At 57.3% G+C, this 26,754-nt stretch carries 23 protein-coding genes and 4 pseudogenes; 9 read left to right on the top strand and 18 right to left on the bottom strand.

All coding sequences use genetic code 11. The features are described from left to right. Nucleotides 1–151 precede the first annotated feature (151 nt). The 8 genes and pseudogenes from mgtA to EYC95_RS18570 all read right to left on the bottom strand — a co-directional run bounded on the left by mgtA (nucleotide 152) and on the right by EYC95_RS18570 (nucleotide 9,131). The gene (mgtA, locus tag EYC95_RS18605) at nucleotides 152–2,887 is read right to left on the bottom strand and encodes a magnesium-translocating P-type ATPase (protein WP_131061667.1); all 2,736 of its coding nucleotides are present in this window, start codon (nucleotides 2,885–2,887) and stop codon (nucleotides 152–154) included. Nucleotides 2,888–3,173: 286 nt separating this feature from the next. After that, nucleotides 3,174–3,449, bottom strand: coding sequence for a hypothetical protein (locus tag EYC95_RS18600; protein ID WP_131061666.1), 276 nt, complete (start codon nucleotides 3,447–3,449; stop codon nucleotides 3,174–3,176). A 347-nt stretch (nucleotides 3,450–3,796) separates the two neighbouring features. Next, nucleotides 3,797–4,317: pseudogene (locus EYC95_RS18595) on the bottom strand (GlxA family transcriptional regulator); the annotation flags it as partial. A 208-nt stretch (nucleotides 4,318–4,525) separates the two neighbouring features. After that, a complete protein-coding gene (locus tag EYC95_RS18590; RefSeq protein WP_131061665.1) occupies nucleotides 4,526–4,885 on the bottom strand; it encodes a DUF6124 family protein in 360 nt (119 codons plus the stop codon). Between the two features lie 627 nt (nucleotides 4,886–5,512). Continuing rightward, nucleotides 5,513–6,355, bottom strand: a complete 843-nt coding sequence (locus EYC95_RS30375; RefSeq protein ID WP_256656974.1) for a CaiB/BaiF CoA-transferase family protein — start codon at nucleotides 6,353–6,355, stop codon at nucleotides 5,513–5,515. 40 nt (nucleotides 6,356–6,395) lie between these two features. Beyond that, nucleotides 6,396–7,106: pseudogene (locus EYC95_RS18580) on the bottom strand (MFS transporter); the annotation flags it as partial. After that, the gene (locus tag EYC95_RS18575) at nucleotides 7,076–8,470 is read right to left on the bottom strand and encodes a HAMP domain-containing sensor histidine kinase (RefSeq protein WP_131061663.1); all 1,395 of its coding nucleotides are present in this window, start codon (nucleotides 8,468–8,470) and stop codon (nucleotides 7,076–7,078) included. The gene EYC95_RS18575 and the pseudogene EYC95_RS18580, both read right to left, overlap by 31 nt. Continuing rightward, nucleotides 8,448–9,131, bottom strand: a complete 684-nt coding sequence (locus EYC95_RS18570) for a response regulator transcription factor (protein ID WP_131061662.1) — start codon at nucleotides 9,129–9,131, stop codon at nucleotides 8,448–8,450. The genes EYC95_RS18575 and EYC95_RS18570 overlap by 23 nt, the downstream gene beginning before the upstream one ends. A 177-nt stretch (nucleotides 9,132–9,308) precedes the next feature. Between EYC95_RS18570 and EYC95_RS18565 the strand changes: the two genes are divergently transcribed. The 6 genes from EYC95_RS18565 to hcnC all read left to right on the top strand — a co-directional run bounded on the left by EYC95_RS18565 (nucleotide 9,309) and on the right by hcnC (nucleotide 14,860). Next, the gene (locus EYC95_RS18565) at nucleotides 9,309–9,617 is read left to right on the top strand and encodes a hypothetical protein (protein ID WP_178083843.1); all 309 of its coding nucleotides are present in this window, start codon (nucleotides 9,309–9,311) and stop codon (nucleotides 9,615–9,617) included. 186 nt (nucleotides 9,618–9,803) lie between these two features. After that, nucleotides 9,804–10,748 (top strand): hypothetical protein, encoded by a 945-nt coding sequence (locus EYC95_RS18560; protein WP_131061660.1) that lies wholly within the window; start codon nucleotides 9,804–9,806, stop codon nucleotides 10,746–10,748. Between the two features lie 380 nt (nucleotides 10,749–11,128). Further along, on the top strand, nucleotides 11,129–11,668 hold the full coding sequence (locus EYC95_RS18555) for a hypothetical protein (protein ID WP_131061659.1): 540 nt from the start codon (nucleotides 11,129–11,131) through the stop codon (nucleotides 11,666–11,668). A gap of 231 nt (nucleotides 11,669–11,899) precedes the next feature. Further along, complete coding sequence (gene hcnA / locus EYC95_RS18550; RefSeq protein ID WP_131061658.1) at nucleotides 11,900–12,214, top strand: cyanide-forming glycine dehydrogenase subunit HcnA; 315 nt, start codon at nucleotides 11,900–11,902, stop codon at nucleotides 12,212–12,214. Next, nucleotides 12,211–13,620 carry a cyanide-forming glycine dehydrogenase subunit HcnB gene (gene hcnB, locus EYC95_RS18545; RefSeq protein WP_131061657.1) on the top strand — a complete coding sequence of 470 codons (1,410 nt, stop codon included), beginning with the start codon at nucleotides 12,211–12,213 and terminating at the stop codon, nucleotides 13,618–13,620. Before hcnA ends, hcnB begins: the two co-directional genes overlap by 4 nt. Further along, a complete protein-coding gene (hcnC, locus tag EYC95_RS18540; protein WP_131061656.1) occupies nucleotides 13,613–14,860 on the top strand; it encodes a cyanide-forming glycine dehydrogenase subunit HcnC in 1,248 nt (415 codons plus the stop codon). Before hcnB ends, hcnC begins: the two co-directional genes overlap by 8 nt. A gap of 112 nt (nucleotides 14,861–14,972) precedes the next feature. Here the strand turns inward: hcnC and EYC95_RS18535 are convergent, their stop codons facing one another. Together EYC95_RS18535 and EYC95_RS18525 are read right to left on the bottom strand one after the other, a co-directional pair. Further along, a complete protein-coding gene (locus EYC95_RS18535) occupies nucleotides 14,973–16,784 on the bottom strand; it encodes a monovalent cation:proton antiporter-2 (CPA2) family protein (RefSeq protein WP_131061655.1) in 1,812 nt (603 codons plus the stop codon). Nucleotides 16,785–16,984: 200 nt separating this feature from the next. Further along, nucleotides 16,985–17,570: pseudogene (locus tag EYC95_RS18525) on the bottom strand (DJ-1/PfpI family protein). A gap of 149 nt (nucleotides 17,571–17,719) precedes the next feature. Between EYC95_RS18525 and EYC95_RS18520 the strand changes: the two are divergent. Further along, complete coding sequence (locus EYC95_RS18520) at nucleotides 17,720–18,028, top strand: RcnB family protein (protein ID WP_131061653.1); 309 nt, start codon at nucleotides 17,720–17,722, stop codon at nucleotides 18,026–18,028. 198 nt (nucleotides 18,029–18,226) lie between these two features. Continuing rightward, complete coding sequence (locus EYC95_RS18515) at nucleotides 18,227–19,924, top strand: ATP-dependent endonuclease (protein ID WP_165557477.1); 1,698 nt, start codon at nucleotides 18,227–18,229, stop codon at nucleotides 19,922–19,924. A gap of 193 nt (nucleotides 19,925–20,117) precedes the next feature. Here EYC95_RS18515 and EYC95_RS18510 read toward each other — a convergent pair whose 3' ends face one another. Next, nucleotides 20,118–21,191 (bottom strand): sensor domain-containing diguanylate cyclase, encoded by a 1,074-nt coding sequence (locus EYC95_RS18510; RefSeq protein ID WP_131061651.1) that lies wholly within the window; start codon nucleotides 21,189–21,191, stop codon nucleotides 20,118–20,120. A 165-nt stretch (nucleotides 21,192–21,356) separates the two neighbouring features. On the opposite strand from EYC95_RS18510, the gene EYC95_RS18505 reads away from it, so the two are divergent. Further along, the gene (locus EYC95_RS18505; protein ID WP_007895103.1) at nucleotides 21,357–21,695 is read left to right on the top strand and encodes an FKBP-type peptidyl-prolyl cis-trans isomerase; all 339 of its coding nucleotides are present in this window, start codon (nucleotides 21,357–21,359) and stop codon (nucleotides 21,693–21,695) included. A 76-nt stretch (nucleotides 21,696–21,771) separates the two neighbouring features. Here the strand turns inward: EYC95_RS18505 and EYC95_RS18500 are convergent, their stop codons facing one another. The 7 genes and pseudogenes from EYC95_RS18500 to EYC95_RS18470 form a co-directional block, all read right to left on the bottom strand. Then, nucleotides 21,772–22,107 (bottom strand): hypothetical protein, encoded by a 336-nt coding sequence (locus EYC95_RS18500; protein WP_165557476.1) that lies wholly within the window; start codon nucleotides 22,105–22,107, stop codon nucleotides 21,772–21,774. Between the two features lie 86 nt (nucleotides 22,108–22,193). Then, entirely contained in the window at nucleotides 22,194–22,433 is a 240-nt protein-coding gene (locus EYC95_RS18495; protein WP_131061650.1) for a pyocin S6 family toxin immunity protein, read from the bottom strand. A 15-nt stretch (nucleotides 22,434–22,448) separates the two neighbouring features. After that, a complete protein-coding gene (locus tag EYC95_RS18490) occupies nucleotides 22,449–23,672 on the bottom strand; it encodes an S-type pyocin domain-containing protein (RefSeq protein WP_131061649.1) in 1,224 nt (407 codons plus the stop codon). A gap of 213 nt (nucleotides 23,673–23,885) precedes the next feature. Further along, nucleotides 23,886–24,233 carry a pyocin S6 family toxin immunity protein gene (locus tag EYC95_RS18485; protein WP_305955869.1) on the bottom strand — a complete coding sequence of 116 codons (348 nt, stop codon included), beginning with the start codon at nucleotides 24,231–24,233 and terminating at the stop codon, nucleotides 23,886–23,888. Nucleotides 24,234–24,430: 197 nt separating this feature from the next. Continuing rightward, entirely contained in the window at nucleotides 24,431–24,808 is a 378-nt protein-coding gene (locus EYC95_RS18480) for a DUF6124 family protein (RefSeq protein ID WP_131061648.1), read from the bottom strand. 370 nt (nucleotides 24,809–25,178) lie between these two features. Then, nucleotides 25,179–26,210 carry a D-cysteine desulfhydrase family protein gene (locus tag EYC95_RS18475; RefSeq protein ID WP_131061647.1) on the bottom strand — a complete coding sequence of 344 codons (1,032 nt, stop codon included), beginning with the start codon at nucleotides 26,208–26,210 and terminating at the stop codon, nucleotides 25,179–25,181. A gap of 338 nt (nucleotides 26,211–26,548) precedes the next feature. Further along, nucleotides 26,549–26,754 (bottom strand): annotated as a pseudogene (locus EYC95_RS18470) (IS4 family transposase); the annotation flags it as partial.

Raw genomic sequence — 26,754 nt, 5'->3', positions numbered from 1 at the left:
TCCCTGTGGGAGCGGGCTTGCTCGCGAAAGCGGACTGTCAGCCAACATCAATGTTGATTGATCCACCGCTTTCGCGAGCAGGCTCACTCCTACAATGGAATTGTGGTGTTCAGGTGATTTGGGTTGCCCCCTCACTTGGGGGCTCAGGCCATCAGAACCACTGCTTGAAGCGGCGGATGTAGATCGTCTTCATGACTTGCGCGAACACGCAGTAGCTGAGCAGGGTGCCCACCAGCCAAGGGAAGTACGCCCACGGCAGCGGTTGCAGGCCGACCAAAGTGCCCAGTGGCGAGAACGGAATGTAGATCCCCAAGGCCATCACCAATCCAGTCATCAGGATCACCGGCAACGCCGCCGTGCTCTGGAAGAACGGAATCTTCTGGGTGCGCAACATGTGCACCACCAACGTCTGCGACAGCAGCCCTTCGATAAACCAGCCGGACTGGAACAGGCTCTGCATTTCCACACTGTTGGCGGCAAACACGTACCACATCAGGGCGAAGGTGGTGATGTCGAAGACGGACGAGGTCGGCCCGATCCACAGCATGAAACGGCCAATGTTCTTGGCGTCCCACTTGCGTGGTTTGCGCAGGAACTCCTTGTCCATCTTGTCCCACGGCAGCGACAGCTGAGAGATGTCGTACATGAGGTTTTGCAGCAACAGGTGAATCGACAGCATCGGCAGGAATGGAATGAACGCACTGGCCACCAGCACCGAGAACACGTTGCCGAAGTTGGAACTGGCAGTCATGTTCAGGTACTTCATGATATTGCCAAAGGTTTCGCGGCCCTTGAGCACGCCTTCTTCCAGCACCATCAGGCTCTTTTCCAGCAGAATGATGTCGGCCGATTCCTTGGCGATGTCGGTGCCGCTGTCCACCGAAATGCCGACATCGGCATCGCGCAGGGCAGGGGCGTCGTTGATGCCATCGCCAAGGAAACCCACGGTGTGACCGTTGGCCTGCAGCGCCTTGAGCACCCGGGACTTTTGCAGCGGCGTCAGCTTGGCGAACACCGTGCGTTCTTCAACCCGTAGCTTGAGCGTGGTGTCGTCCATGTTCTCGATGTCTGGCCCGAGCAGCGGCGTGCCGGGCTCCAGCCCGACTTCGCGGCAGATCTTGCAGGTCACCACGGCGTTGTCACCGGTCAGCACCTTGACCGTCACGCCCATGTCGCGCAGCGCGGCAATCGCTGGTCCCGCCGTTTCCTTCGGTGGATCGAGAAAGGTCAGGAAGCCGCGAATCACCAGCTCGCGTTCATCCGCGGTGTTGTACTGGTTTTTGCTCTGCGCTTTCGGAATGTCGCGGGTGGCGACCAGCAGCACCCGGAAACCGTCCTCGTTGTACTCGTTGGCCAGGGCCAGCAGATCTTTGCGGCGCTGTTCATCAAGAGCCACGACCGTGCCGTTTTCATGAATGTGGCTGGCGATGGTCAGCATTTCCTCGACCGCGCCTTTGCACACCATCAGGTGATCGTCGCGGCTGTCCTTGACGATGATCGACAGGCGCCGACGGACGAAATCGAACGGCAACTCATCGACCTTGCTGTAGGCAAATGGAACCCGGCTGACTTTTTGGAAAAGCAGCGGGTTGCTATTGGCGAACTGCACCACGGCCTGGTCCATCAGGTTTTTCAGACCGCTCTGGTGATGGCTGTTGAGCCACGCCAGTTCGAGGATCGTGTCGTCGCGCCGGCCGTTGCTGTCAACGTGGTGCTCAAGAATGATCTTGTCCTGCGTCAGCGTGCCGGTCTTGTCGGTGCACAGCACGTCCATCGAACCGAAGTTCTGGATCGCGTTGAGGCGCTTGACCACTACTTTGCGCTTGGCCATGGCCATCGCGCCTTTGGCCAGGTTGGCGCTGACAATCATCGGCAGCATTTCCGGGGTCAGTCCGACCGCAACCGCCAGGGCAAACAGGAATGCGTCGCTCCAGTCGCCTTTCGAGAATCCGTTGAGCAGGAACACGATCGGCACCATGACCAGCATGAAGCGGATCAACAACCAGCTGACGCTGTTCACCCCGCGGTCGAACGCCGTTTGCACCCGCGAGCCGACAATGGCTTTGGCGAGCGAGCCGAAGTAGGTGCGCGGGCCGGTCGCGACCACCACCGCTTTGGCGGTGCCGCTGACCACGTTGGTGCCCATGAAGCAGATGTTCGGCAGGTCCAGCAGGTTGGATTGATCGGCTGCGCCGTGGGTTGCCGACTTCTGCGCGACGTCGCCCAGGGTGTCGTACTTCTCGACGGGCAAGGCTTCACCGGTCAGCACCGCCTGGCTGATGAACAGGTCGCGGGATTCGATCAGGCGGATGTCCGCCGGGATCATGTCGCCCGCGCTGAGCTGGACGATGTCGCCGGCCACCAGTTCGCGCATCGGCACTTCGCGCAGCACCGGGCCGTTGCCATTTTGTCCGCGTCGCAGCACGGTCGCCGTGGTGCGCACCATGGCTTTGAGGGCTTCAGCGGATTTGGCCGAGCGGTATTCCTGCCAGAACCGCAGCAGGCTGCTCAGGGTGACCATGGTCATGATAATGATGACCTTGGTCAGGTCCGCATCGTCGCCTTCGCCCTGGCTGATTGGCAGCCAGTAGTCGGTGAAGAAACTGATGCCGGCCAGGGTCAGCAGGACATAGATGAAGGGATTGTTCAGGGCTTTGAGCAGTTGGACGATGGCGTGAGGCGGCTTGTCGTGGGCGACTTCGTTGAAGCCTGCGTGCGCCAGTCGGCCTTCGGCCTCAAGTTCAGTCAAACCCTCAGGGGTGGCGTTGAGATTGGCGAGGGTCACGGCCAGGCCGTTTTGTGCTTCCCGGGCGGCACGCATCGACAGTTTGGCGTTGTCGCTGCTGGCGCCTTTGGCGCGGATATCCGGAGTTTTTACAGTCGTCATTGTGTGTGCTCCTGCCGCCGTCTTGCGGCACGACACACAGCCGACTCATCTATTCATAGGCGAGCGAATGTATGTCGAGTCGCAAACAGGCGATCAATATCGAAAGTGTTGTTTTCTTGTGTTTTAACGTTCGCTGCGTATCAATGAAAAGTTGATACGCAGCGAACCGTCTACTGGCTTCGTCCATAACTAACTCCAACAATTTTATGTTCTAAAAGGCAATAAGAAGTTGCCGAATTCCCTATTAAGGAAAACGTTCAGGGAAGGACTTTGGAGTGCCTTCAGATCAACTGAAGGTGCGGGCCCGGAGGATCAGACCGAACATTCGCGCGATGCGCCGACTCGGTGGTTCCTGGCTGTCGTCGAAGCTCCAGCGTTGCTGAAGCCGACCCGTCATCGGGCAGACGCGCCAGTTGGCACGAGGGTGTGCCTTGGCAGGGGAAGAAGGGGTGGAAAACGGGGCGCTGACCCGAGTCGTCAATAGACGCTCACGGCACAGCTTGACCCGCATGGTCGATGCAAAGGCGCGTACGCCCGGCATTACGGTGGTTTTGAAGTTCATAACATGCCTCTGGACCGGACGGACGCCGGTGAGGCAAGTTACGGTGGAGCATCAAGCTCTAGCGCAGCTCACCCGACCGAAAAGTCGAGTCCCGTCATTTACTGGGTTATGTGCCAGGTTCCGCGAATTCGCAGTGTCCCGACAGCGACTAGATACTGTGTCCATTGGATTCTTTTGTGAGTTGAAAAAAGGCCTTCGTCGAAGGCCCGGGCAATTTACTCAGGGAGGTGGGTGAAGTCAACCTTCAATGTCCGCTAAATGCCGAGTTGAATGGAAAAAACATTGGATTCGAATATTGAAGTTAGAACGTGTTCAGCTAAATGACAGTTAGTGACACGCCTCGGTGATTAACGGGAGAATCGATTGCGATAATCCCTCGTCGAGATTCCAAGGTTGCGCTGAAAGGTAAAACGCATGCGTTCTTCATCACCAAACCCGCATTGCCGGGCAATTTGATCAATGTTGCGCTCGGACTCTTCCAGCAGGCGTCGGGCGGCTTCCAGTCGCAGCACTTCCACCGATTTGGCCGGGGTGCGGCCGGTCTTGAGTTTGTAGACCCCGGCAAAATTTCGCGGGCTCATCTGCATCTTTTCGGTCAGCGCTTCAACGGTGAGCTTTTCGCTGCTCAGGCTTTGCGCGATCCATAGGTGCAAATCGTCGAAGGCGGCACCGTCCTCGGTCGCGATTGCAGCAATTGGCTGTACTGGGCCTGGCCGCCGGGGCGCTTGAGAAACACCACCAGTTCCCGGGCGACCTCCAGCGCCACTTCACGGCCGCAGTCGGCTTCCACCATCGCCAGCGCCAAGTCGATGCCGGCGCTGACACCCGCCGACGTCCACACCGAACCTTGCTGGATGAAGATCGCATTTGTGGCGGGTAGTACCGATGCCCCTGCGCGAGGTCATGCTTGAGCAACCATGGCCCTTCTTGTCAGTCAGGGTCACAACACCGCCTGCTGTGCCGGGCAGAAATGGGGACGCGTCTATTTATCTGTCCGCTGCGCCGCGCAGCGGCCCCAAAAAAGGGACCGCTGCACATCCGAACGTCAATTACCCGTTCACCACAGCAAGAGAAACCTACTTCGGCAGATCGATTTTATCCAACACCCGATTGGCCGTGATCTCCGCCATCATGATGCTGTTGGAAATACCCAGCAGCGCGTAGCGGGATTCTCCGTCCAGATGATCCACCAACTGGTGGACCATCACATCGACCGAGGCCAGGATTTCGACCAGATAAACCGCCAGGGTTTCGGCCGTGGCCTCGGGGTCTACGGAAAACAGGGTGCTGCGTGTTCGTTGGGTGGCTTTGATGTCGGCGTTCGATGGGAAGTGGAAGTCGAGCGCTCGCTCGGCGGCCTCGTTGAGTTTTTTTGAATCGGGTTCGTATGGCGAGGCCGGATCGGTGTCCGGTGGGTTGGGCGTTACTTTGAACATAGGTGCAAACTCCTGAAATGGAGCCGCAACCACATCGCGACTAAACGAATGGTGGCGGCTGTGCGCAGGTTAGTCGACCGGGGGAGTTAGCAAAACCGGCGCGCCCGAGGGCGCCCTGCGCACAACCACCATTAAGCACAGGACTGAAATGCCTGACTGAATGACGCGCTATGCATACTAACAACCACGGGCGACTAAACCCGATCACTGATGGGCAGTGACGGGGATCAAGTTACCGAGCGACCCTTAGGCGCACAAGCCGGCGGATTCTGGCGCAGCCGTAGGCAACGGCGCAAGGTTTTGTAGCTTTCAGGAAGTATCTTTGAGGGTGTTTAAACATGCGCTGCTTCACGGTTAAACAGGCGTGCGCGATAGGTAGCTGGATGTGTTCATACACAACATTCTGTGGCGAGGGAGCTTGCTCCTGCCGACCGATCCGCGCCCGGGCGCAGCAGGCGCCAAGCCATCCGACGCGATCATCCTGAAAGTGCGCGGTTGCAGGTTTTGGGGCCGCTACGCGACCCAACGGGGGTGAACCCCCTCGCCACAGGGTTTTGTGTACTCTTCACTTTTTGTTCGTTCCCATGCTCCAGCGTGGGAATGCTCTCAACTGCCACAGGAATTCGGTCAGGCCAGGGCTGCTTCCGGACAGTGCATGGCATTCGACGCCAGCAAATCGGCAATCTCATCCTCGGAAAAGTCGAAATCACGCAACACTGATCGCGAGTGTTGGCCATTCTCCGGGGCCGGCGCATACGGCGTTTGTGCCGCCTCCAGGCTGTTGACCGGAAACCCCGGCACCCGCACCACGCCGTGCTGCGGGTGGTGCAATTCCACCAGCATGCCGTTGCTGGCGATCTGCGGATGGGCCAGTACATCGTTGTAATCGCTGATCTTCGAACAAAGGATGTCGGCCTCGCGCAGCACCTCAAGCCAATGGGCAACGGGCCGGGTGAGGAACACGTCGGTCAGTGCTGCGCACATGGCTTCACGGTGAACCACCCGTTGCGCCGAGCTGGCGAAACGCGGGTCGTCGATCCACTCCGGATGCCCGAGCACACCGCACAGAGTGGGCCAGCGATTGCCGTTGTACGCGGCGACCATCAGCCAGCCATCCGCCGCCTCGAAGGCTTCGTTCGGCGCGGAGTAGGGCGCGGCGCTGCCGATGCGGGTCGGCAGTTTGCCGTCGCACAGGAAGCTGGCCAGGGAGGCCTGTTGCAGCGCCAGTGCCGAGTTCATCAGGCTGACGTCGAGGTGACCGCCCAATCCGTCCTTTTCCCGGGCATGCAGCTTGGCCAGCACGGCCATGCACGCCATGTAGCCGGTGACTACATCGACCACCGGCGCTTGCACCTTGGACGGCGCCGAGTTTGGCGTGCCGATCAGGCTCATCAGGCCGGAATCGGCTTGCAGAATGCCGTCGACGCCAGCGCGGTCGGCATACGGACCTTGCTGACCATAGGCGGAAATCGAGCAGTAGATCAGGTCCGGTGACCATGAACACCGTGTTCAGGCGGCTGACCGCCTCTGGAGCCAAGGCCAGAATGCGTGCCTGGTTGGCCAGTTGGTTGGCCCGGTTGCCGATGTCCAGCGCGGTGGCACAGGCCAGGATCAACCACCAAAAACCTGCGGCACCGCCCACATACAAGACGATGAAAGCCAGCAGCACCGCGCCGGTTCCCAGATAACTCAGCTTGATGCCGTAGTGTTGCGTGAGTCGTCCAAGCCATGAGGCGGCGACAATTCCAACGATGGCCGAAAGCCCGAACAACCCGGCCTGTCCACTGGAATAGTGATAAGGCTCAAGCGCCAGCAGCGAAGCCATGGATCCCCAGAACACGTTCAACGCACCGAAAATCAAGCCTCCGCTCACTGAAGATCGACGCAAAGTCGGATGATCGCGCACCAGTTTCCACATCGATTTCATCAGGTCCAAATAGGGCAGTGTGCTGGACGGTGCGCTCACGGGCATGCGGATCAGGATCGCGATAAACAGCAGCACATTCATCGCGGCGGCGGCGAAAAACATGCCGCGCCAGCCGATCCAGGTGCTGACGGCCCCGCTCAGGACCCGCGCCAACAGACCGCCCGCCGACAAACCACTGACCATCATGCCCAGCACGCTCCCGCGTTGCTCCGGGTGCGCGAGGGCGGTGGCGGCGGGAATGATGATCTGCGCACTGACGGCGGTCAGGTCTGTGGAATCAAATCCTGGCCGCAATCGAGCACCAACCGCGCACCGCCCAGTTCACTGGTGCCCACGTCAAGCGCAAACCCATGCAGGCTGACAATCGCCGCAACGATCGAAAGCCCCAACCCAAACCCGCTTTTCTGATTCCCACCCTCGGCACGGTAAAAGCGTTGGAACACCGCTTCGCGTTCGCTTTCTGGAATGCCGGGCCCTGAATCGAGTACTTCGATTCGCGTGCGCCCACCGTCATTGACCCCCCGCAAAATCACCTCGCCACCCGGCGGTGTAAATTTGATCGAGTTGCTCAACAGGTTCGCCAGGGCTTCAAACAACAGCGCCCGATCACCGTTCAACATCGGCAACGAGGCCGGTAATTGCAGCTTGAACACCAATTCACCTTCCTCAGCCAGCGGCAGGTAAAAGTCATGCAGCTCCTGCAGCAACGGCACCGGATCCAGCTGCACAAAACCGGACCGCCGCTGGCGATCCTCCAGCTCGGAAATCCGCAGTAACCCACGAAACCGCGCCATCAAGGTATCCGCTTCACCGAGCACTGAATCCAGCTGCACGGCCAACGTCGAACCGTCGTCCGCCTGCTGCTGGATCCGGTACAACTGCGCCCGCAAGCGGGTCAGCGGTGTGCGCAGGTCATGGGCGATGTTGTCGCACACACCCTTGACCTCGTTCATCAGGCGTTCGATGCGTTCTAGCATGGCGTTGACGATGGCGGCGAGCATGTCCAGCTCATCGCGGCGGTTGGACAGCGGCAAACGCCGGGTCAGGTCACCGGCGACGATAGCCTCGGCGCTGGCCTGAATCGCACGAATCCGCCTCAACGGGCGTCGCCGCAACAGATGCCAACCGGCGATGCCGGGCAGGATGGTCAGCGTCACGCCCCAGAACAACGCGTGCAGAATGATGCGGGTCACGGCAAACAACGAACCGTTATCGCGCACCAGCACCAGCCAGCGACCGTCCTTTGTCTGGGTCGCGACCGCATCGCAGCTGTCGGCGGGCAGGCTGGGGTCGTCAGACTCGACGCAGTCACCGAGCATGTGAATCTTGCCATCCAGTGGCAGGCCTTCGGGCATGTGGCGCAGGGCACCGCTAAGGTAGCGGTGCTGCGAATCGAACAGGCCATAGGCGTCGATGCCGCGAATGTCGAAGGTCATGCTGACGGCGAGGGCATCGGCCAATTGTTCGCCCTGAAAGTGCGAAAACAGATGCTGACGCTGCATCAGCGAGTGCTTGGCCAAGTTGTCCAGGTAAGCGGACACCTCGTAGTACATGACCCCCATCAGGATCCCGCTCCAGATCACGAACAGTGAACTGTAGAGTGCGAGCAAGCGGCTGCTGGAAGAACGCCAGCCGTTAGAGGGGTTCAGCAATGACATAACCCGAGCCTCGCACGGTCCGAATCAGTGGGACTTTGCCAGGCGGGTCGATCTTTTTGCGCAGCCGGCCGATGTGCACATCGATCAGGTTGGTGCCGGGGTCGAAGTGATAACCCCAGACCTCTTCGAAAATCATCATCCGCGACAGAATCTGCCCGGTGTTGCGCATCAGGAATTCCAGCAACTTGTACTCGGTCGGCAACAGCGTCAGCAACTGATCGTCGCGGCTGGCTTCGTGGCTGATCAGGTTCAGTTCAAGATCGGCGACCCGCAGCGTGGTCGCCTGGGCGGTCACGGTGTTCTGGCGACGCAACAGCACCTCGACCCGGGCGGCCATTTCATCGGTGGCAAACGGCTTGGTCAGGTAATCATCACCACCAGCCCGCAATCCCCGCACCCGCTCATCGACGTCGGAGAGGGCGCTGATCATCAGAATCGGCGTGGCCACGCCCATGGTCCGCAGGGTGGTGACAATGGCCAGGCCATCGAGCTCCGGCAGCATGCGATCGAGGGTGATCAGGTCGTAACCACCGCTGACCGCACGCTCCAGGCCTTCGCGGCCATTGTTGACCCAATCGACGTCGAGGCCGTGGCTACTGAGTTCGGCGACGATTTCCCGGGCGGTCACGGCGTCGTCTTCGATGGTCAAGATGCGGGTCATAGGGCTGGCCTGATAGTCAGTTCATGGCGGAGTGTGGGGGCATTTTGCCAAGAATTTCTGGCGGCTAAATAAATTAACTTTCATGTTGCTTGATGAGCCTGTCAGGAGCATTGATATCATCCGGCCACAATTCAAACAGGAAGTAGCTCTGTGCGCTCTTTGATTCGCCGCGGCGGGATGCCGATTGTTCTGTTGTTGCTGTGCATCGCCAGCGCATCCGCCTGGGCCGGCAATACACCGTGTTCTGGAAAAAAGGGCGGGATTGATCGCTGCGACGGCGATCTGTTCCTGTGTAATGACGGCTCGATCAGCGCTTCGAAGAAAAGTTGCTCTGGGACCTATGTCGGCCAAAGCCAGGCCCGTCCGCAAACGTTGCTGCAGAGTGACGATGGCTGCACCTGCGGCACCGGTTCGTTCTGCACCGGCCCTAGGGGTGGCGTGTATTGCCTGACCCCAAGCGGCAACAAGAGCTACAAGCGCAAGTAGTTCGTACGCAATGCATAAAACCCGCTGCAATTGCCGGTTCCTTGCAAATTGCATGGAAATTGGAAGTTCAAAATTTATAATCATTTGAAATGAAACGATTTATTTAAAGTTGGCGACTGGCACGGTGACTGCACTTACTCCTTTGAAGGTTGTGACACCATCTTTCCTGCCTGGAGCGATACAACAATGAATAGATCCTCTGATGGTTTCTATCCTGCCGCAGAAGAATCAACCACGCTCTCGGGTGTGTCCTGGGGAGCGATCTTCGCCGGAGCCGCTGCGGCGGCGGCCTTGTCGCTGATTCTGGTGCTGCTGGGTTTTGGTCTGGGATTCTCGGCTGTTTCACCGTGGGCCAACGAGGGCGTGAGTGCCAAGGGCCTGGGTATTTCAACGATTGTCTGGCTGGCCGTTACGCAAATCTTGGCGTCCGGACTCGGGGGCTACATCGCCGGTCGCCTGCGGGTGAAGTGGGCAAACATGCACGGTGATGAAGTCTATTTCCGTGACACGGCCCATGGTTTTCTGGCCTGGTGCGTGGCAACGCTGGTCACCTCGACGCTCGTCGTCGGCTCGGTCAGCAGCATTGTCAGCGGGGGTGTTCAAGCCGGGGCGAGTGTTGTCGGTGGGGCTGCGAGTGCCGCGACTCAAGCCGCTGGCACCGCTGCGGGCAATGCCAACAGCGACCAATATGGCTACTTCGTCGACACTCTGTTCCGCGATGACCGTCCGGCTGCCGTCAGCGATGACGCCGCCCGTAGCACCGTGACTCGCATCTTCATCCGCTCCCTGAGCAACGACGGTCAACTGGCTGCCGAGGACCGGACTTACTTGGCGCAAATGGTTGCTCAACGTACCAACCTGACCCAGGCGGATGCGGAGCGCCGTGTCGATGAAGTCTACGCCCGCACCCAAAAAGCCGCGGCCGACGCCAAGCTGGCTGCGCAGCAAGCCGCTGACACCGCCGCCAAAGTCGCTGCCTGGACTGCGCTTTGGATGTTCATTGCGCTGCTGATCGGTGCGTTTTTCGCCAGCCTCGCCGCTACCTTCGGCGGTCGTCGCCGGGATGCCGTGGTGTATCTGGAATCCGACGATTACGTGGCCACTACCACTACGCTGCCACCCGTTCGCTAACCCAGGAGAATTACTATGCGCTCATTACTGCTGTTCTTTCTTGGCGTGCCAATCCCGATCATCATCCTGATCGCCCTGTTCATGAATTGATTAGCTGAGGCTCATGCCTCTGCCGCTTCCGCCTCTGGTGGAAGCGGCTTTTTGCTTTCTGGCGTCCAATAAAGCGATGATGAACCCCTGTGGGAGCGAACTTGTGTGGCGAGGGGATTTATCCCCGTTGGGCTGCGAAGCAGTCGTGAATCCATTGCACGCGGTGTATCTAACACACTGCGGTTTTAGATTCAGGGGCCGCTTCGCAGCCCAACGGGGATAAATCCCCTCGCCACACAAGTCCGCTCCCACACTTATTTTGCATTTGGCTTAAAAAGGGGAGAAGTACGTTGGACAAAAAGGAAATCAAACGGCAACTGGTGGCCATGCTCGACGCCGGGCGCTCCAAAACCGAGACGTTCAAGGCTTTCTCCGGTGGGGCGGTGAAGGATCGGGTGCTGGCTTACTGGATCGGTGCCACTGCGGATCCGGCACTGCTGGAAAAACACTCACTCAAGGTCAACATTCTGATCGCGTTGACGTGCGTTCAGGCACTGCTGGGCGCGGTCACAGGGTTTTTCCTGGGCTCTATGATCGGCCCCGGTGCCGTGGTGTTCTTCACCCTGTTTGCGGCGTTGGTACCGCTGGCGTTTGCCTGGGGTTTCTACAAGAGCGTGGCGCAGGCCTACACCATTTACGTGATTCTGACCGTCAGTCAGATCTCGCGGATGTTCCAGGGCTATGAAGAAGACCCGGTGATGACCGGGGTTGGCGTCGCAATCACCTTGGGCATGGTGTTTTTTGCCGCGTGGGTAAAAAACCTGTTGTTCCCTGACCTGGGCTTCGTTGGCTCGAAAAAGGTCAAGGGCGAGTACGTGTTCTCCAACTGATCGACGGGTTGGGGTTCGGTGCCTTTCACTGGCCTGGATCAATATTCTCTTCTGCAATATCTCCTACCGTAAAAGATCCAAGCCCCTTCTGCGGCTTCGACTACATTGCTTTGACGTGCACTTGTTGCGCTGTCGAAGTACCGGTGCGAGCTTTTAGCCGTTGGCCCGCAAGGTGTAGTGCAGCAAGGAGCTGTGGAACCTCACCTGAACTCATCATGGATGAACATCGTAATGCCACGCTTAGACAGAACGTTTGATATCCAGCCGCTGCCGCAGGCGGATATGACTGTGCACATCAATAATCAGCCGGTCAGCGCCGCCATCGGCGAAACCGTCCTCTCGGTCATTCAATCCCTTGGCCTGCGCCAGGTGGCCCGCAACGATCACGACCAAATCAGCGGCGCCTATTGCGGCATGGGCGTGTGCCAATGCTGCCTGGTGAAAATCAATGGCCGGCACAAACGTCGTGCCTGCCAGACCGTCGTGCGTGATGGCATGAAGGTCGAAACCCAGGTCAACCGCGTCGTTGAGCAGGAGGGGGTATGAGCCTGCTTCCGGTGATCGTCGGCGGTGGACCGGCGGGGATGGCTGCGGCCATTGAACTGGCCCGACACGGCGTGCGTTGCACGTTGCTTGAAGAGGCTTCGCGGCTGGGTGGCGTGGTCTATCGGGGACCGTTGCGCGATGGCGTGCAACTCGACTATCTGGGACCTCGATATTCGGAAGTGTTGGCCAAGTTGCATGGCGAGTTTGAGGCACACTCGGCGCTGATTGACGTGCGCCTGAACCACCGCGTGATCGGCGCCGAAGGCACGCGCGCGTTGGTGGTGCTGGACGCCGACGAACATTTGCAGGAAATCGAGTATCCGCAACTGGTGCTCGCGGCCGGTTGCCATGAACGCAGCGTGCCGTTTCCCGGCTGGACCTTGCCCGGCGTGATCCTGCTGGGCGGCCTGCAATTGCAAATCAAGAGCGGAGTGGTCAAGCCTCAGGGCCCCGTGGTGATAGCCGGCACCGGACCTTTATTGCCGCTGGTGGCCTGTCAGCTGCACGCGTCCGGTGTGACCGTCGCGGGTGTTTATGAGGCGTGCGCATTCGGCAAAATCGCTCGGGAAAGCCTGTCGCTGCTGAACAAGCCGCAGCTGTTCCTTGATGGCTTGAGCATGCTCGCGTTCCTGAAACTGCATGGCATCCCGATGCATTACGGCTGGGGCGTGGTGGCGGCGCAGGGCGACGGTGAACTGAGTTCCGTGACCGTGGCACCGTATTCCAGCACCTGGGTGCCGGACCTGAGCCGTGCCGAGCAGATCGCGGCGCAAACCCTGGCGGTCGGCTACGGTTTCATCCCGCGCACCCAACTCAGTCAGCAAATGGGCCTGAACCACGGCTTCAGCAACGACGGTTACCTGCGGGCGAGTGCCAATATCTGGCAGCTAAGCAGCGAGCCTCACGTTCACCTGGCCGGCGACATGGGCGGGATTCGCGGTGGCGAAGCGGCGATGCTCGCGGGGCGTATCGCGGCCGTGTCGATCCTGTTGCAACGGGGCGTGCTGGACGCAGAACTAGCCTTGGTACGGCGCAACCGCTATTTGTCGAAACTCAAGGCCATCGTGCGCTTTCGCGCCGCGGTCGACCGCTACACCGAACGCGGCGCCGGGCAAACCGCGCTGCCGGCCGCCGACACGGTGATCTGCCGCTGTGAACACGCGACTCGCGCCGATATCGACCGGGCGCTGGAGCAGGGCGTGCAAGACTTGGCCAGCCTGAAAATGCGCACCCGCGTGAGCATGGGCGATTGTCAGGGACGCATGTGCGTCGGCTATTGCACCGACCGCTTGCGCGAAGTCACGGGGCGGCAAGACGTTGGCTGGTTACGGCCGCGCTTCCCGATCGATCCGATTCCCTTTTCTGCGTTCCACTCTGTCGGCATGGAGGCCACAAATCATGAGTAAGTTCTATGACGTGGTCATCGCCGGTGGCGGTGTGATCGGGGCGTCCTGCGCCTATCAGTTGTCCAAGCGCAAAAACCTCAAGGTCGCGTTGATCGACTGCAAGCGCCCGGGCAACGCAACCCGTGCTTCAGCCGGTGGCCTGTGGGCGATCGGCGAGTCGGTAGGGCTGGGCTGCGGGGTGATTTTCTTTCGCATGATGTCGGTCAACCGCAAGCGCGAGGCCCAGGGCTCGGCGGTGGTGGTGGATTCCAGCACGCCGCACATCCTGCCGCAGTCGTTCTTCGATTTTGCCTTGCAGTCCAACGCCATGTATCCGGCGCTGCACCAGGAGTTGAAAGACAACCACGGGATGGATTTCAAGTTCGAACAGACCGGTCTGAAATTCGTGATCTACGACGATGAAGACCGCCTCTACGCCGAGCATATCGTCGCCTGCATTCCACACCTGGCGGATCAAGTGCGCTGGCTCGACCAAGCGGCGCTGCGCGAGGCCGAGCCAAGCGTCAGCCATGAGGCGAGCGGGGCGCTGGAGTTTCTCTGCGACCATCAGGTCAGCCCGTTTCGACTGGCCGATGCCTACACCGAAGGCGCGCGGCAGAACGGCGTAGACATGTACTTCAACACCAATGTCACCGGGGTTTTGCACCATGGTTCCCGCGTCAGCGGCGTGCAGACGGCCGAGGCCGGGGTGTTTCACTGCAACACGCTGATCAACGCGGCGGGTGCCTGGGCGGCCGATTTGAGTGAGCAGGCCACCGGGATCCGGATACCGGTGAAACCGGTCAAGGGGCAGATTCTGCTGACCGAGCGCCTGCCGAAAATCCTCAACGGTTGCCTGACCACCAGCGATTGTTATGTGGCGCAGAAGGACAATGGCGAGATCCTGATTGGTAGCACGACGGAGGACAAAGGCTTCGACGTGACCACCACCTACCCGGAAATTGCCGGGTTGGTGCAGGGTGCGGTGCGGTGTCTTCCTGAGTTGGCGGACGTGAACCTCAAACGGACCTGGGCCGGGCTGCGGCCGGGGTCGCCGGATGAGTTGCCGATTCTCGGGCCAATGAACGGGGTGGAGGGTTATCTCAATGCCTGTGGGCATTTCCGCACGGGGATTTTGACGTCGGCGATTACCGGGGTGTTGCTGGATAAGCTGGTGAATGGAGAGGCGTTGCCGCTGGATATCACACCGTTTTTGGCGGATCGGTTTGCGGTGGACGTTGAATTGAGAAAGCTGGCCTGACATTACACCGCGTTATCGTTCTTCGCGGGCAAGCCTCGCTCCTACAGGTTCTGCGCTAATCCTGTAGGAGCGAGGCTTGCCCGCGAAGGCGGCATCACTATCACCAAATGACTTAAACCTTACCGGCTTCGCGCTCCTCCATCTGATCCGCCTCAAACAACCGCGCCAATTCCCCCCGGGCTTCCTGAGCGGTTTGCAGCACCTTCGCTGCATCGTCATAAACCGCATGCTGAGCCTCCAGCACCTGTTCATCGTGATGCTTGAAACGCTTGATCCGCGCATCGGCCTGTGCCTGGGTCAGCCCTAGCCCGACCAGGGTGCGGCGGCTCATTTCCAGACTCGAATAATAGGTCTCCCGAATCGCCTCGGCGCCAATATCCACCAACCGGTGCACATGCTGACGGTTACGTGCCCGTGCGATGATTTTGATGTGCGGATAAAGCTTGTGCACCACCTCGGCAGTCTTGATGTTGGTGTCCGGGTCATCGGTGGCGATGACAAAATATTCCGCCTGCTCGACCTTGGCCGCGCTGAGGATTTCCGGACGCATCGGGTCGCCGTAGAACACCGGCACGCCGCCGAAGCTGCGGGACAGCTCGATGGTTTCCACGGAGGTGTCCAGCGCCACGAACTTGATGTTTTGTGCCCGCAGAATCCGCGCCACGATCTGTCCCATCCGGCCCATGCCGGCGATCACCACGCGCGGTGCGTCGGTGTCGATTTCGCGGAATTTCTCCGGCACCACCACGGGCTGCACCCTCGGCGAATACAGGCGTGCGCACAGCAGCAACAACAGCGGCGTGACCGCCATGGACAAGGTGATGGTCAGCACCAGCAAGTCGTACAAACGCGGCTCAAACAAACCCTGGTCGCGACCAATCTTGAACACCACAAACGCAAATTCACCACCGGCCGCCAGCACGATGCCGAGGCGAATTGCGCTGACTTTGCCCAACCCGCCGGCCAATCGGCCGACCACAAACAACAGCGGCAGTTTGATTGCGATCAGCAGCAGGGTCAGCCCCAACACCGCGATCGGCGCGCTGACCAGCAGGCTCAGGTTGGCGCCCATGCCGACGCTGATGAAGAACAACCCCAGCAGCAAGCCCTTGAACGGCTCGATCTGCGCTTCCAGTTCGTGACGGTATTCAGAGTCCGCCAGCAGCAGTCCGGCAAGGAACGCCCCGAGCGCCATCGACACACCGACCAGGTCCATCAGCCACGCCGTGCCAATCACCACTAGCAACGCGGTGGCAGTGGACACCTCGGGCAAACCGGACTTGGCGACCACGCGAAACACCGGGCGCAGCAGATACCGTCCGCCGATCACCACCACCGCAATGCTGCCCAACACCCGCAAGCCGTGATTCAAATCTTCGGCCGCCGTGGTGGTGTGATCGCCGCCCGCCAGCAGCGGCACCATGGCAATCAACGGGATCGCGGCGATGTCCTGGAACAGCAGAATCGCAAACGCCAAGCGTCCGTGAGGGCTGGTCAGCTCCTTGCGCTCGGCCAGGCTTTGCAGGCCAAACGCGGTGGATGACAGCGCCAGGCCTAGGCCGAGCACGATGGCGCTGTTCAACGACTGGCCGAAGACAAACAACGCCAGCACGCCGATCACCGAACCGGTCAGCAGCACCTGCGCCAGACCGACGCCGAAGACCGATTTGCGCATCACCCACAAACGTCGTGGCGACAGTTCCAGGCCGATGATGAACAGCAGCAACACCACGCCGAGTTCGGAAATATGGCTGACGCTTTGCGGATTGCCGATCAAGCCCAGCACAGACGGACCGATGATGACCCCGGCAAACAGGTAACCCAGCACCGCCCCCAGCTGCAGACGTTTGGCCAAGGGCACGGTGAGCACCGCCGCGAACAGAAAAACGACAGCGGCTTGCAACAGGTTGCCTTCATGGGGCATGGCTTACTCCAGAACTCGGTACGGCGGAGTGCCAAGGATAAAGGGTGGGGCTTCAGGCGTCAGCCATGAACATCAACTCTTGTTGCCTGATATACCGCCTTCGCGAGCAAGCCCGCTCCCACATTGGATCTCCAGTGCTACGTAGATCCAATGTGGGAGCGGGCTTGCTCGCGAAGGCGTCCGAATGGGCAACCAATGAGTCAGATAAACCCCTCGATATGCGCCATCCCCCGAGCCACATACTCGTCCTTCTCACCCACCGGCGCGAAATGGTGCAACACCTCTCGCGCCGCTTCAGTGCTTTTGAGCCGAGCCAGCAGCCACACCGCCAAATACTGCGCCGACAGACATCCCCCCGCCGTGGCGATATTGCCATTGGCATAGAACGCCTGATTCACGACATTGACGCCAGCCGCCTGCACCCACGGCTTGCTGATGGCGTCGGTGCAGGCCGGTGCGTCACCCAACAAGCCGAGCTTGCCCAGCAGAAAGGTGCCGGAACATTGCGCCGCCAGCAACTGACGGGTTGAGTCGAAGCGCAGTTGATCCATGATCGCCGGGTCGGCAGCCACTTCACGGGTCTTCCTGCCACTGCCCACCAACACCGCGTCAGCCTGACAGGCTTGCGCCAGATCGATGTGCGCGTCGATGGTCAAACCGTTCATCGACGTGACGCGCGGCGTCGGCGAGGCGATGCTCACGCAAGGAGATACGGCTGAGCATGCCGAAGGCGATCAGGGAGTCGAGTTCGTTGAAGCCGTCGAAGGTCAGAATGGCGATGTGCATGGCTAATCCTGCTGGTTTTTGCCAAGCGTACGCCCGGCGAATGCGCCGTTCCCCGTACATTCCGCGGCAGAATCATCGCAACAGTAAGGAATGATTCCACACGGGAGCAGTCGGAGTTCAGGTGCCACGAATTTACTGGAGGTTCATCGATGAACAACAAGACCCTTATCGCCAGCCTTGCCCTCGTCGCAGGCCTCGCCGGTATCAACCCCATCGTTCAGGCGGATGATCCCCCCGCAAAAACCGTCCAGCCCGGGATTAACAACTCCCGCCAACTGGTGGTCGGCGACCGCGCCCCGGACATTTACCAGCGCAGCGAAAAAGCGATCGGCAACTGGAAAGCGAAAGGCTTGAAAGCGCCGAAGGAACAGTCGCAGTGGGTGCAGATCAATGACAAGTACATGATGGTGATGGTGACCAACGGGACGATTGTGGATATCACGCCGATAGAGCGATAGTTCCAGTGTGAAGGTTCCTCATGCACTGCGTTTGTACGTGTCGTATGACGGGGTGCATCGGCTCATTTTAGGTAGTAACGGTTGAGCGTGGAAGAACGCGGTTTACGTACTGACAATACTTGAGTTTTATTCGGTAATAGTAATATCCTTTGAGATGATGGCAGAATGATTCTCTGTCGAAATAGTCAATGGATAGTTATGACGATAAATTTTGGATTTTCAGTAAAAAATTATAAGTGTTTCAAGTTGCGGGGTGCTAGTTTTTATTCGATAAAGCCAATTAACTTGCTGGTCGGAAGAAATAATGTTGGGAAGTCGACTTTTCTTGAGATTTTAGATGCGCTCTGTAACGCTGAAGGGTTAAGTGGCACGGCATTTCACGAGGTTGAGCTTTTTGAAACCCTTGAGCCTGATATTTTCAATGGCTTGAATTTTGATGAGTCATATTATGAGGATGAAGAGCCGCCTCCAACTATAAGTCATGATCATTTGTCAGGTGCGCTAGTGAGTTATATCCAGCGCCCAGACCAGGTTCGGTTCAAGGAGGTTGGTTGTGAAGTTTCCGATTTTGAGGCGAGTGTTCTAGCGACAAGATATTCGAATGATGATTTTCGCAATAAATTCGAAGGGTTTATAGCTGATAATGCACAGATTTTACCAAAGAAGCATGTCAGGTTGTTGGCAGATAGGGATATCGTGCCGGAGTATGGTGAAGATGATTTGGAGTTTACGGGGAACGGTGTAGGTGCCACTCGAATAATTCATTCATTGTCTCATTATTCTGATAGCAATAGAGAGTTGGTTGCCAAGACTTTACTTGAGTCTCTGAATCAGATCTTTAGATCCGACACCCAGTTTGTTGAAATTACCACGAAGTACCATAAGGTGGGTGGTTTATGGGAGATTTATCTTTCAGAAAAAGATGGAAGACTGTATCCGCTCTCTCAGTCAGGCAGCGGGCTGAAAACAATTATTCTGGTTTTGTTAAATCTGTTAGTACGTCCCGCTATTGAAGATAGATCTGTCAAGGATTACATTTTTTCGTTTGAGGAGCTGGAGAATAATCTGCATCCGACATTGCAGCGAAAACTGTTCCAATACCTAGAGCATTTCGCAGTTCAGCATGATTGCCATATTTTTATAACAACGCATTCTAACATTGCCATTGACTCTTATAGTAACTCCCCTCATGCGCAAATCAATCATATTCAGAAAGAGGCCGGCGAGGTCGTAGGCACTCTGGTAAATAGCAGTGTACATAGTTACGGGATGATCGCGGATCTTGGGAATAAGGCCAGTGATTTGTTTCAGTCAAATGGGCTTATTTGGGTAGAGGGGCCGTCAGATCGAGTTTATTTGAAGAAATTTATAGATATTTGGAGTGGCGGTACGTTACGCGAAGGCGTCCATTATCAATTTGCTTTTTTTGGGGGGAGTTTATTGTCACACTTGGACATGTCACCGCCTGAGGGGACTATCGACGAAGTATTGAGTGTTCTGAGAATTAATAAAAATGCAGTGCTCGTTTGCGATGGAGACCAACGAAGTGAAAGTGCTCCGCTCAAGGCTCGGGTCATTAAAGCGGTCGAATCGCTCAAGATGTCGGGGAATTATTCGTGGGTCACTAAGTGTCGCGAAATTGAGAATTACGTCCCTAAAGAAGCATTTCAAAAAGTAAATTCTTTGGGAGAGGTGGAGGCTATTGGTTCTTATGAGTCATTTGTTGAATATTTGCAGCACTACAATGTTACCCGGTCACCCGTATATCGAGACAAGGTCAATAATGCAGAGCTTTATGCGAAAGAGTTTACCAAGGAAAATTTAAGTTTTCGGGAAGAGCTTGACGTTGAGGTGACAAAAATCTGCGAATTGATCAAGGGCTGGAATTTTATGTAGTTGCCATGTACTTGGTAGTTCCAGTACGAGTTATCAGTATTTATTAGTCACGGATCGGTGTTTTCAATCAGCCACTGCTAGGGTAAAACGCTCAATGCGTCACACGTGCGTCACACGCGGGTCGATGCATTGAGCTCGTCGGTATCGGTTCGATCAACCGCATTCCTTACGGGCAACGCAAGGACTGAACGGGTCATTCGACCCTGCTAGAACTCACCGTCTGATCGCCCAACCGATACTGATTATTCCCGCTGCGTTTCGCCTCATACATCGCCAGATCCGCAATGTGAATCAACCGGTCCATGCTTGGCGCGTGGTCCGGGAACACCGCCACGCCTAGGCTGGTGCCGATGTGGCGCTGGTCGTTGCCGATGGTGATTGGTGGTGATAGTTCGACGAAGATTTTCTGGCAGATGGTACGCGCCTCGTCTTGGAGGCTGACGCCTTGGGGCAGGCCCTGAAGAATGACCACGAACTCGTCGCCGCCGATCCGGGCGACGGTGTCGGTTGAACGCAGGATTTTCTTCAACCGCGTAGCGGTAGTGACCAGCACGCGGTCGCCGGCCGCATGACCGTAATGATCGTTGATCGCCTTGAACCCGTTGAGGTCGACAAACACCAACGCCACCCGCGTGGCGCTGACGCGAGCCTGTTCCAACGCTTCGCAGAGGCGTTCTTCAAGCACCAAGCGATTGGGCAGACCGGTCAGCGGGTCATAATGGGCCAGGTGTTGCAGATAACTGGCCGAGGCTTTTTCTTCGGTGATGTCACGCACGACGCCCATCATCTTGACGGTGGCGTCATGGTCGTTCTTGACCACGTTGCCGGTTTCCCGCAGCCAGCGAATGCTGCCGTCGGGCCAGATAACACGGTATTCCTCGTCATGGTTTTCACCGGTTTCCAGACAGCGCAGTTCTCCGGCCCGGACTTTGACCCGATCGTCCGGGTGCACGCAGGCGCAAAATAGAGCGTAGGAGGGCGTCACCTCGCCGATCTTGAAGCCGAACATTCCATAGATCGCGTCCGACCAGTAGAGCTTGTCGGTGTCGACATCCCAGTCCCAAGTGCCGATGCGGGCGAAGTATTGGCTGCGTTTGAAACGCTCGGCATCGCCGTCCTGGCGAATGTGCAGGCCTTCGGACAGGCTGGCGATCAATGCGCGATGCATGGCCAACTGCTTTTGCAGCGAACGCACGCGGCAAATCAGCGCGACGATCAGGGCAAGCATCACTGAGCCGATGGCTGAGCTGGTCCAGACGTCATTCATTCAGAAATTGCCATCGTGTCGTTTTGATCCGTGAGCCTTGGTGTTGGTTATCTTAGTTGAGGTTAATGCTGAAAACCGTTCCGAATGGGTTGCCAATGGCGCACATTTCTGGGAAAACGGCGCCCATTACGCCCTGTTGGGTGAGTGAACAATAGAGTGAACGTGATGAATGATGAATTGCAGGTAATCGATCTCGAAGTCGGCGACGGCAAAGCAGCCGTCAAAGGCGCGCTGATCACCACCCAATATCGCGGCTGGCTGGAGGACGGCACCGAATTCGATTCTTCCTACAGTCGTGGCAAACCTTTCCAGTGCGTGATTGGCACGGGGAGGGTGATCAAGGGCTGGGATCAGGGGATTATGGGGATGCAGGTTGGCGGCAAGCGCAAGTTGTTGGTGCCGGCGCATTTGGCGTATGGCGAGCGGACGATGGGTGCGATCACGCCGAATTCGAACCTGATTTTTGAGATTGAATTGCTGGAAGTGCTGACGCGGGATGATTGATTCGTAAGTTGAAGTTGGCTTCGTGGCGAGGGTAAGCCCCTCGCCACAAGAGTCGCGTGTTCGAACTCCCGCTGGATCAGGTGAACGCTTCAATATCGTCAAGCGTGTCCGCAACAATTCCTTCAAGGCTTGGGAATTTTTCCTTCACATTTTCGAGTTCCGACAGAACCGTTTCCTTATCCAGTTCGCCATGACGGCGAGCGAGATGACCAAGAGCCGTGATGGCCGATGCTGCAACTGATTCGGACTCACTTGCGAGGTATTTAAGGCAAGTGTGCAGAGCCCAGATGTTGTCTGCTTCATTCAGCCCGATGGAAACCAATGCTGCAGTGATATTCGTATCGATGCCGCTAGCAAGAAGCTTCGTCGCTTCATCATGGCTCATGGATGGATCTTGATAGAGAAGGCTCACTACATGATTCCTGGAATAATCGCTTGGATTGCCGCCGTGGGATTGCGAAGCAGCCCCAGCCTGCGAACGAGATACTTGAGGCAAACCTACTCCCGCACGCCTATAAAAAGGTCCAGGTCAGTCGGTAGTTGCTCATTGAGAGCTACAGCGATTTGTTGGACTTGCTCGCCGTTTAGTAGCCATTCCCCATCAGCGCTTTCATCAAGGCTTTTCCAGTCTAGAACATCCATTACCGCGGCTTCAAACTCAGGTCGAACTGTAAGCTCGTATTTTAAAGAGTCATCCTCGTTATCACCTTTGAAAAATCCGCTAATCCATAAAAACATAATCTGCCTCATAATCTATTTTTGGGTGGTTCTGCCTGGTTTTGCGGGATCTATCTGTTCACCGGTTTCGTGGTTGAACTCGCCAAGATGCTTACCTTGTTTGTCATAAATCTCTATCGCACCTGTCTTACTGTCCCATTCATATATTCGTCCCTTTCGGTCCTTCCATCGACTGCGCTTACCCCCGCCACCTTGAACACTGCTTTTCGATTTAACAGGAACGGTATCTGGAAACGCAGGTAATGCCAGCGGCGGCCTGTGGTACTTGATATCACCACCAATAGCTGGTCTTGAAAACACAACATACAGGGGCTGCACACCGGAGTCAGCCGGGAAAACCAGAATGAAGTCTTTGTATTCAGGTGGGTAAATCGGGTTGACGATGATGCAATCTGCTTGTTCAGTAGGCGGATAAATCCAGATATGCGGGGCTTGTGGGGCACCTTCTAGCGGCGGGATTCCCGAAGTGGTGGACGGTTCAACGGCTGGTGTCCATATCAGAGTTGCACCATCACCAAAATCCGCCACTTGCTGAGTGCCTTGCGCAACGAAATGCACAACAGGAATCAACTCCCAATCGCTGCGCTTCTGGGTGTTGTATCCGTATCCTTTTATGGTGCCGTCGGCCTGCTGTTCGACATGCAGTCGGACACGTGTACGGACTTCTTTGAGCGACTTGAGCTGTTCTTCTGTGTACAGGGAACTGTCCCCCAGACTGGACGGCCAGAGTAGGGCAACCATCCCCACCAATGCGCCGGCAGCAACACCACCCGTTACTGCACCGACACCACCGGCAGCACTTGTCGCGTTGCCAGCAGTGCCAACCTGTCCCAAAAGAAGCTTGCCCATTCCAGCGGGGAACGCGCTACCACTGATTTTTTTTAGAGGGATGTTTCCCGCTGCATTCCTTTCACGGCCGCCCAGTAAAGAGAATTGTCCGTAGTCGGCCAATTTCTCGACCGGGACAAACCCGGATGGGTTGTCATGGTTGATTACGCCGTCGGGGAGGTTGCAACTTTTGGCGAACACACAACCCATGTAGCCGGGATGATCCGGTTGTTGAGCTTGCCCGATGAAACGGTCTTCATACGCCTGTTGTCGGGCCAACATGTCGTCATATGTTTTTTGCCTGGCCTCCCGCTCCGCCAATTCGGTGGCGGTCAGGTAGCGGCTTGTGACGTGATGTCCGTCACCGGACGGAGGGTTTTGAACCCGAGGTATGTCTGTTTTGCGCGCCATGAGCGTCCTTGTTCATCCTTTTGAAAGCGAAGCGGACGCTATATCAGTGGGCATTTGATAGATGTAGGACGTTTCTGAAAATTGTGTTCGAACCTGATTTTTGAGATTGAATTGCTGGAAGTGCTGACGCGGGATGATTGATTGGCGCGTGGGTTGAAATGGCACATGCGGCGAGGGAGCAAGCCCCTCGCCGCAATTAAACAGTTTTCCCCACTACTCCCGCACCCCTATGAAGAGATCCAGGTCCGTCGGTAGCTGCACATCGATCGCCATGGCGATTTGTCGGATTTGCGTGGCGGTCAGTAAACAGTCCCCGTAGGCGCTTTCTTCAAGATTTTTCCAGCCGAGTACACGCATCATTGCGTCTTCAAACTCAGGCAGAACGGTCAGTTCGTACTTTAAGTCGTCACCCTCTTGATCACCTTTTGAAAATCCACTGATCCAAAAAACATAATGGGCCTCCTGATTTTTGCCCGGATAGTCCTGCGGAGTGTTGTGGGCGAGGTGCCCGTCGCCTGACGATGGGTTTTGAATCGGAGGTATGTTTGTTTTGCTAGCCATGAGCGTCCTTGTTTCAACTTTTGAAAGCGATGCGGACGCTATCTCAACGGGCATTAAATGGATGTAGGCATTTTCTGAATGTTGAGTTGTTGTTGAAAAAGGTACGGCTCGCTACGTCCGTGGCGCTGAAACGGGCGGGCCAAAGGCTTTCCGGTTTTTTTGTGGTGAGGGAGAAACCCCCTCACCACAGATCCCCGCTAGCCTTTCGGATCGATGTTATCCAGCGCCCGGTTTACGGCGAGTTCACCCAGCATGACGACCTGCGCAATCCCCAGCGCCTTGTTGCGATGCGGGCCTTCCAGCAGGTCGGCGAAGTCGCTGAGCATGACGCTCGCGGAGGCCATGGATTCGCAGGCATTGGCCAGCAGGCTTTCGCTGTCCATGTCGGGGGCGACCATGAACATGGTGCTGGGTTTGCGTGGGGTTTTGGCTTCTTTGAGGGCGGCGGGATTGAGGTAGTGATCGAGGGCGCGCTCGGCGGCTTCGTGGAATTTTTTTGAATCGAGGGATTCGTAGGGGGAGGCCGGGTCTGTATCGGTTTCTGATCCCGGGGGATTTGGCGTTTCTTTAATCATAATGATGCTCCTTGGTCCGTTAGGAGCTGCCAACATCACTTGCAGATGATGGGGTGGCAGCTATGCGCGGGTCTGCAAGACCGGGGAACCAGGAACCCGGCAGACCCGAAAGTCTCCCGCGCAAAGCCGCCATCAAAGCGGACACAAAAAAGTGTCCTTTTGGCAATGCTATGCGATTGGTCCGTCGGGCTTGCAGACCCGATCACTGATGAGCAGTGACAGGGATCAAGTTACCGACGAGCCCCAAGGCACACAAGCCGGCGGATTCTGGCGCAGTTGTAGGCAATGGCGCAAGGTGATGTAGCCTCCTGCGACAGTTACAAATGATGTAGTGATTTAGCCACCGCTCCCCCCCCGCAATGACTGACGGTCAGTCCTGAAACGTCTCCCTATACGCATACAATCCCGGCGTTCCACCCGTCATCACAAACAGCACATTGTCCCCGCGCTGAAAGCGTCCTTGCCTGAGATCACCCAGCAACCCGGCAAACGCTTTTCCGGAATACACCGGATCAATCAGCACGCCTTCAGCGCGAGCCATCAAGCGCACCGCGTCCAGCATGGCAGAGGTCGGCAGACCATAACCGTCGCCCAGCTGACTGCCATCAATGGCAATCTCTGAAGCCTGAACAACCGCGTTGCTGCCCAACAACGTCAGCGCATCCTGAGTCAATCGCACGGTTCGGTTCGCTGACGTGTCCCGATCAGACAAGACCGAATACGACTTGACGATCGACGTCCCCCGCCCCAGCAATTGAAAGCCTGCAGCCAGCCCGGCGTGAGTGCCTGCGCTGCCATTGGGCACGACAACTTGCTTGAAGATGAGGCCAAGCTCCGTTTCCTGCTGCGCGATCTCCGCTGCACAGCGCGCATAACCGAGGCTGCCCAGCGGCGTTGAGCCTCCCGTCGGTATCACCACAACCTTGCGTCCGGCTTCTCGAAGTTGCGCGGCGCGTTTCTCGGCTTCGGCGAGTGAGTCGCTGCCACCCGCAAGCACCCGTATGTCAGCGCCAAACAACTGGTCGAGCAGGACGTTGCCGTTCAGCTCGTAGTCCACTTCGGCTTTTGGTACCGACCGAGTCAAAATCAGTTCGCAGGCGATGCCCAGGCGGGCACACACGGCGGCCGTAAGGCGCGCATGGTTGGACTGGAGGCCGCCGATGGTGATGACCGTGTCGACCCCAGCCGCGAGCGCCGCGCCGAGATGAAATTCGAGTTTGCGCAGTTTGTTGCCGCCACCGCCAATCAACATGTGATCATCACGCTTGAGAAACAGGCCGATGCCTTGTGCCTTCAAACCCAGCAGCTGTTCCAGGCGTTCGGCCCGCTGAATCGGCGTGGGACCTTGCAGCAGGTCTGCCCGTGCAAAAGAACTCAGTGACTTGTACAGTAGGGTTTGCATCAATGGCGCCTCGTTATGCATTTTATTAAAGTGACTCTAGGGACAAAGTCCCGGGTGATAAACGCATCGCCGGTTATTACTCTTTTAACCTGATGTATTGAATGCAAGGCAGGGTGATGAGCAAACTCAGGCAAATGGTCGACTTTATTGCGGATCGACTGGGGGTGACAGGGTAGCGGTGCGTCGTTTGTTATGCCGCCATCGCGAGCAGGCTCACTCCCACATGGGATCTGAGTCGTACATTACCTTTGTATTCGACGCATATTCCCTGTGAGAGCGAGCTTGCTCCAGGCGGCGTTCCGACGATGAACGATGACGCGGTCTTACGGCCAGCCCTTTCAAGGTGTTTTCCCTTTATGGGCTTTGAGCACTCGATCGGTCGACACATGAGCATTCGCAGCCTTTCCCTCCAGCCACTCCTTGGGCTTGGCGATTTTGGGGCCGCGTATGCTTTTGGCAACCTGTTTGGGCTTGATATTCCTTGCCAGCGTCAACAAGCGCTGTGCCAGCGTTTCTGTGGTCGATTGAAGTGACAGATAATCCG

It is taken from the genome of Pseudomonas sp. BGI-2, from assembly GCF_004310295.1.
Lineage (GTDB): Bacteria > Pseudomonadota > Gammaproteobacteria > Pseudomonadales > Pseudomonadaceae > Aquipseudomonas.
The sequence above is the reverse complement of the archived record's forward strand: the minus strand, read 5'-3'. Positions and strand labels throughout refer to the sequence as shown.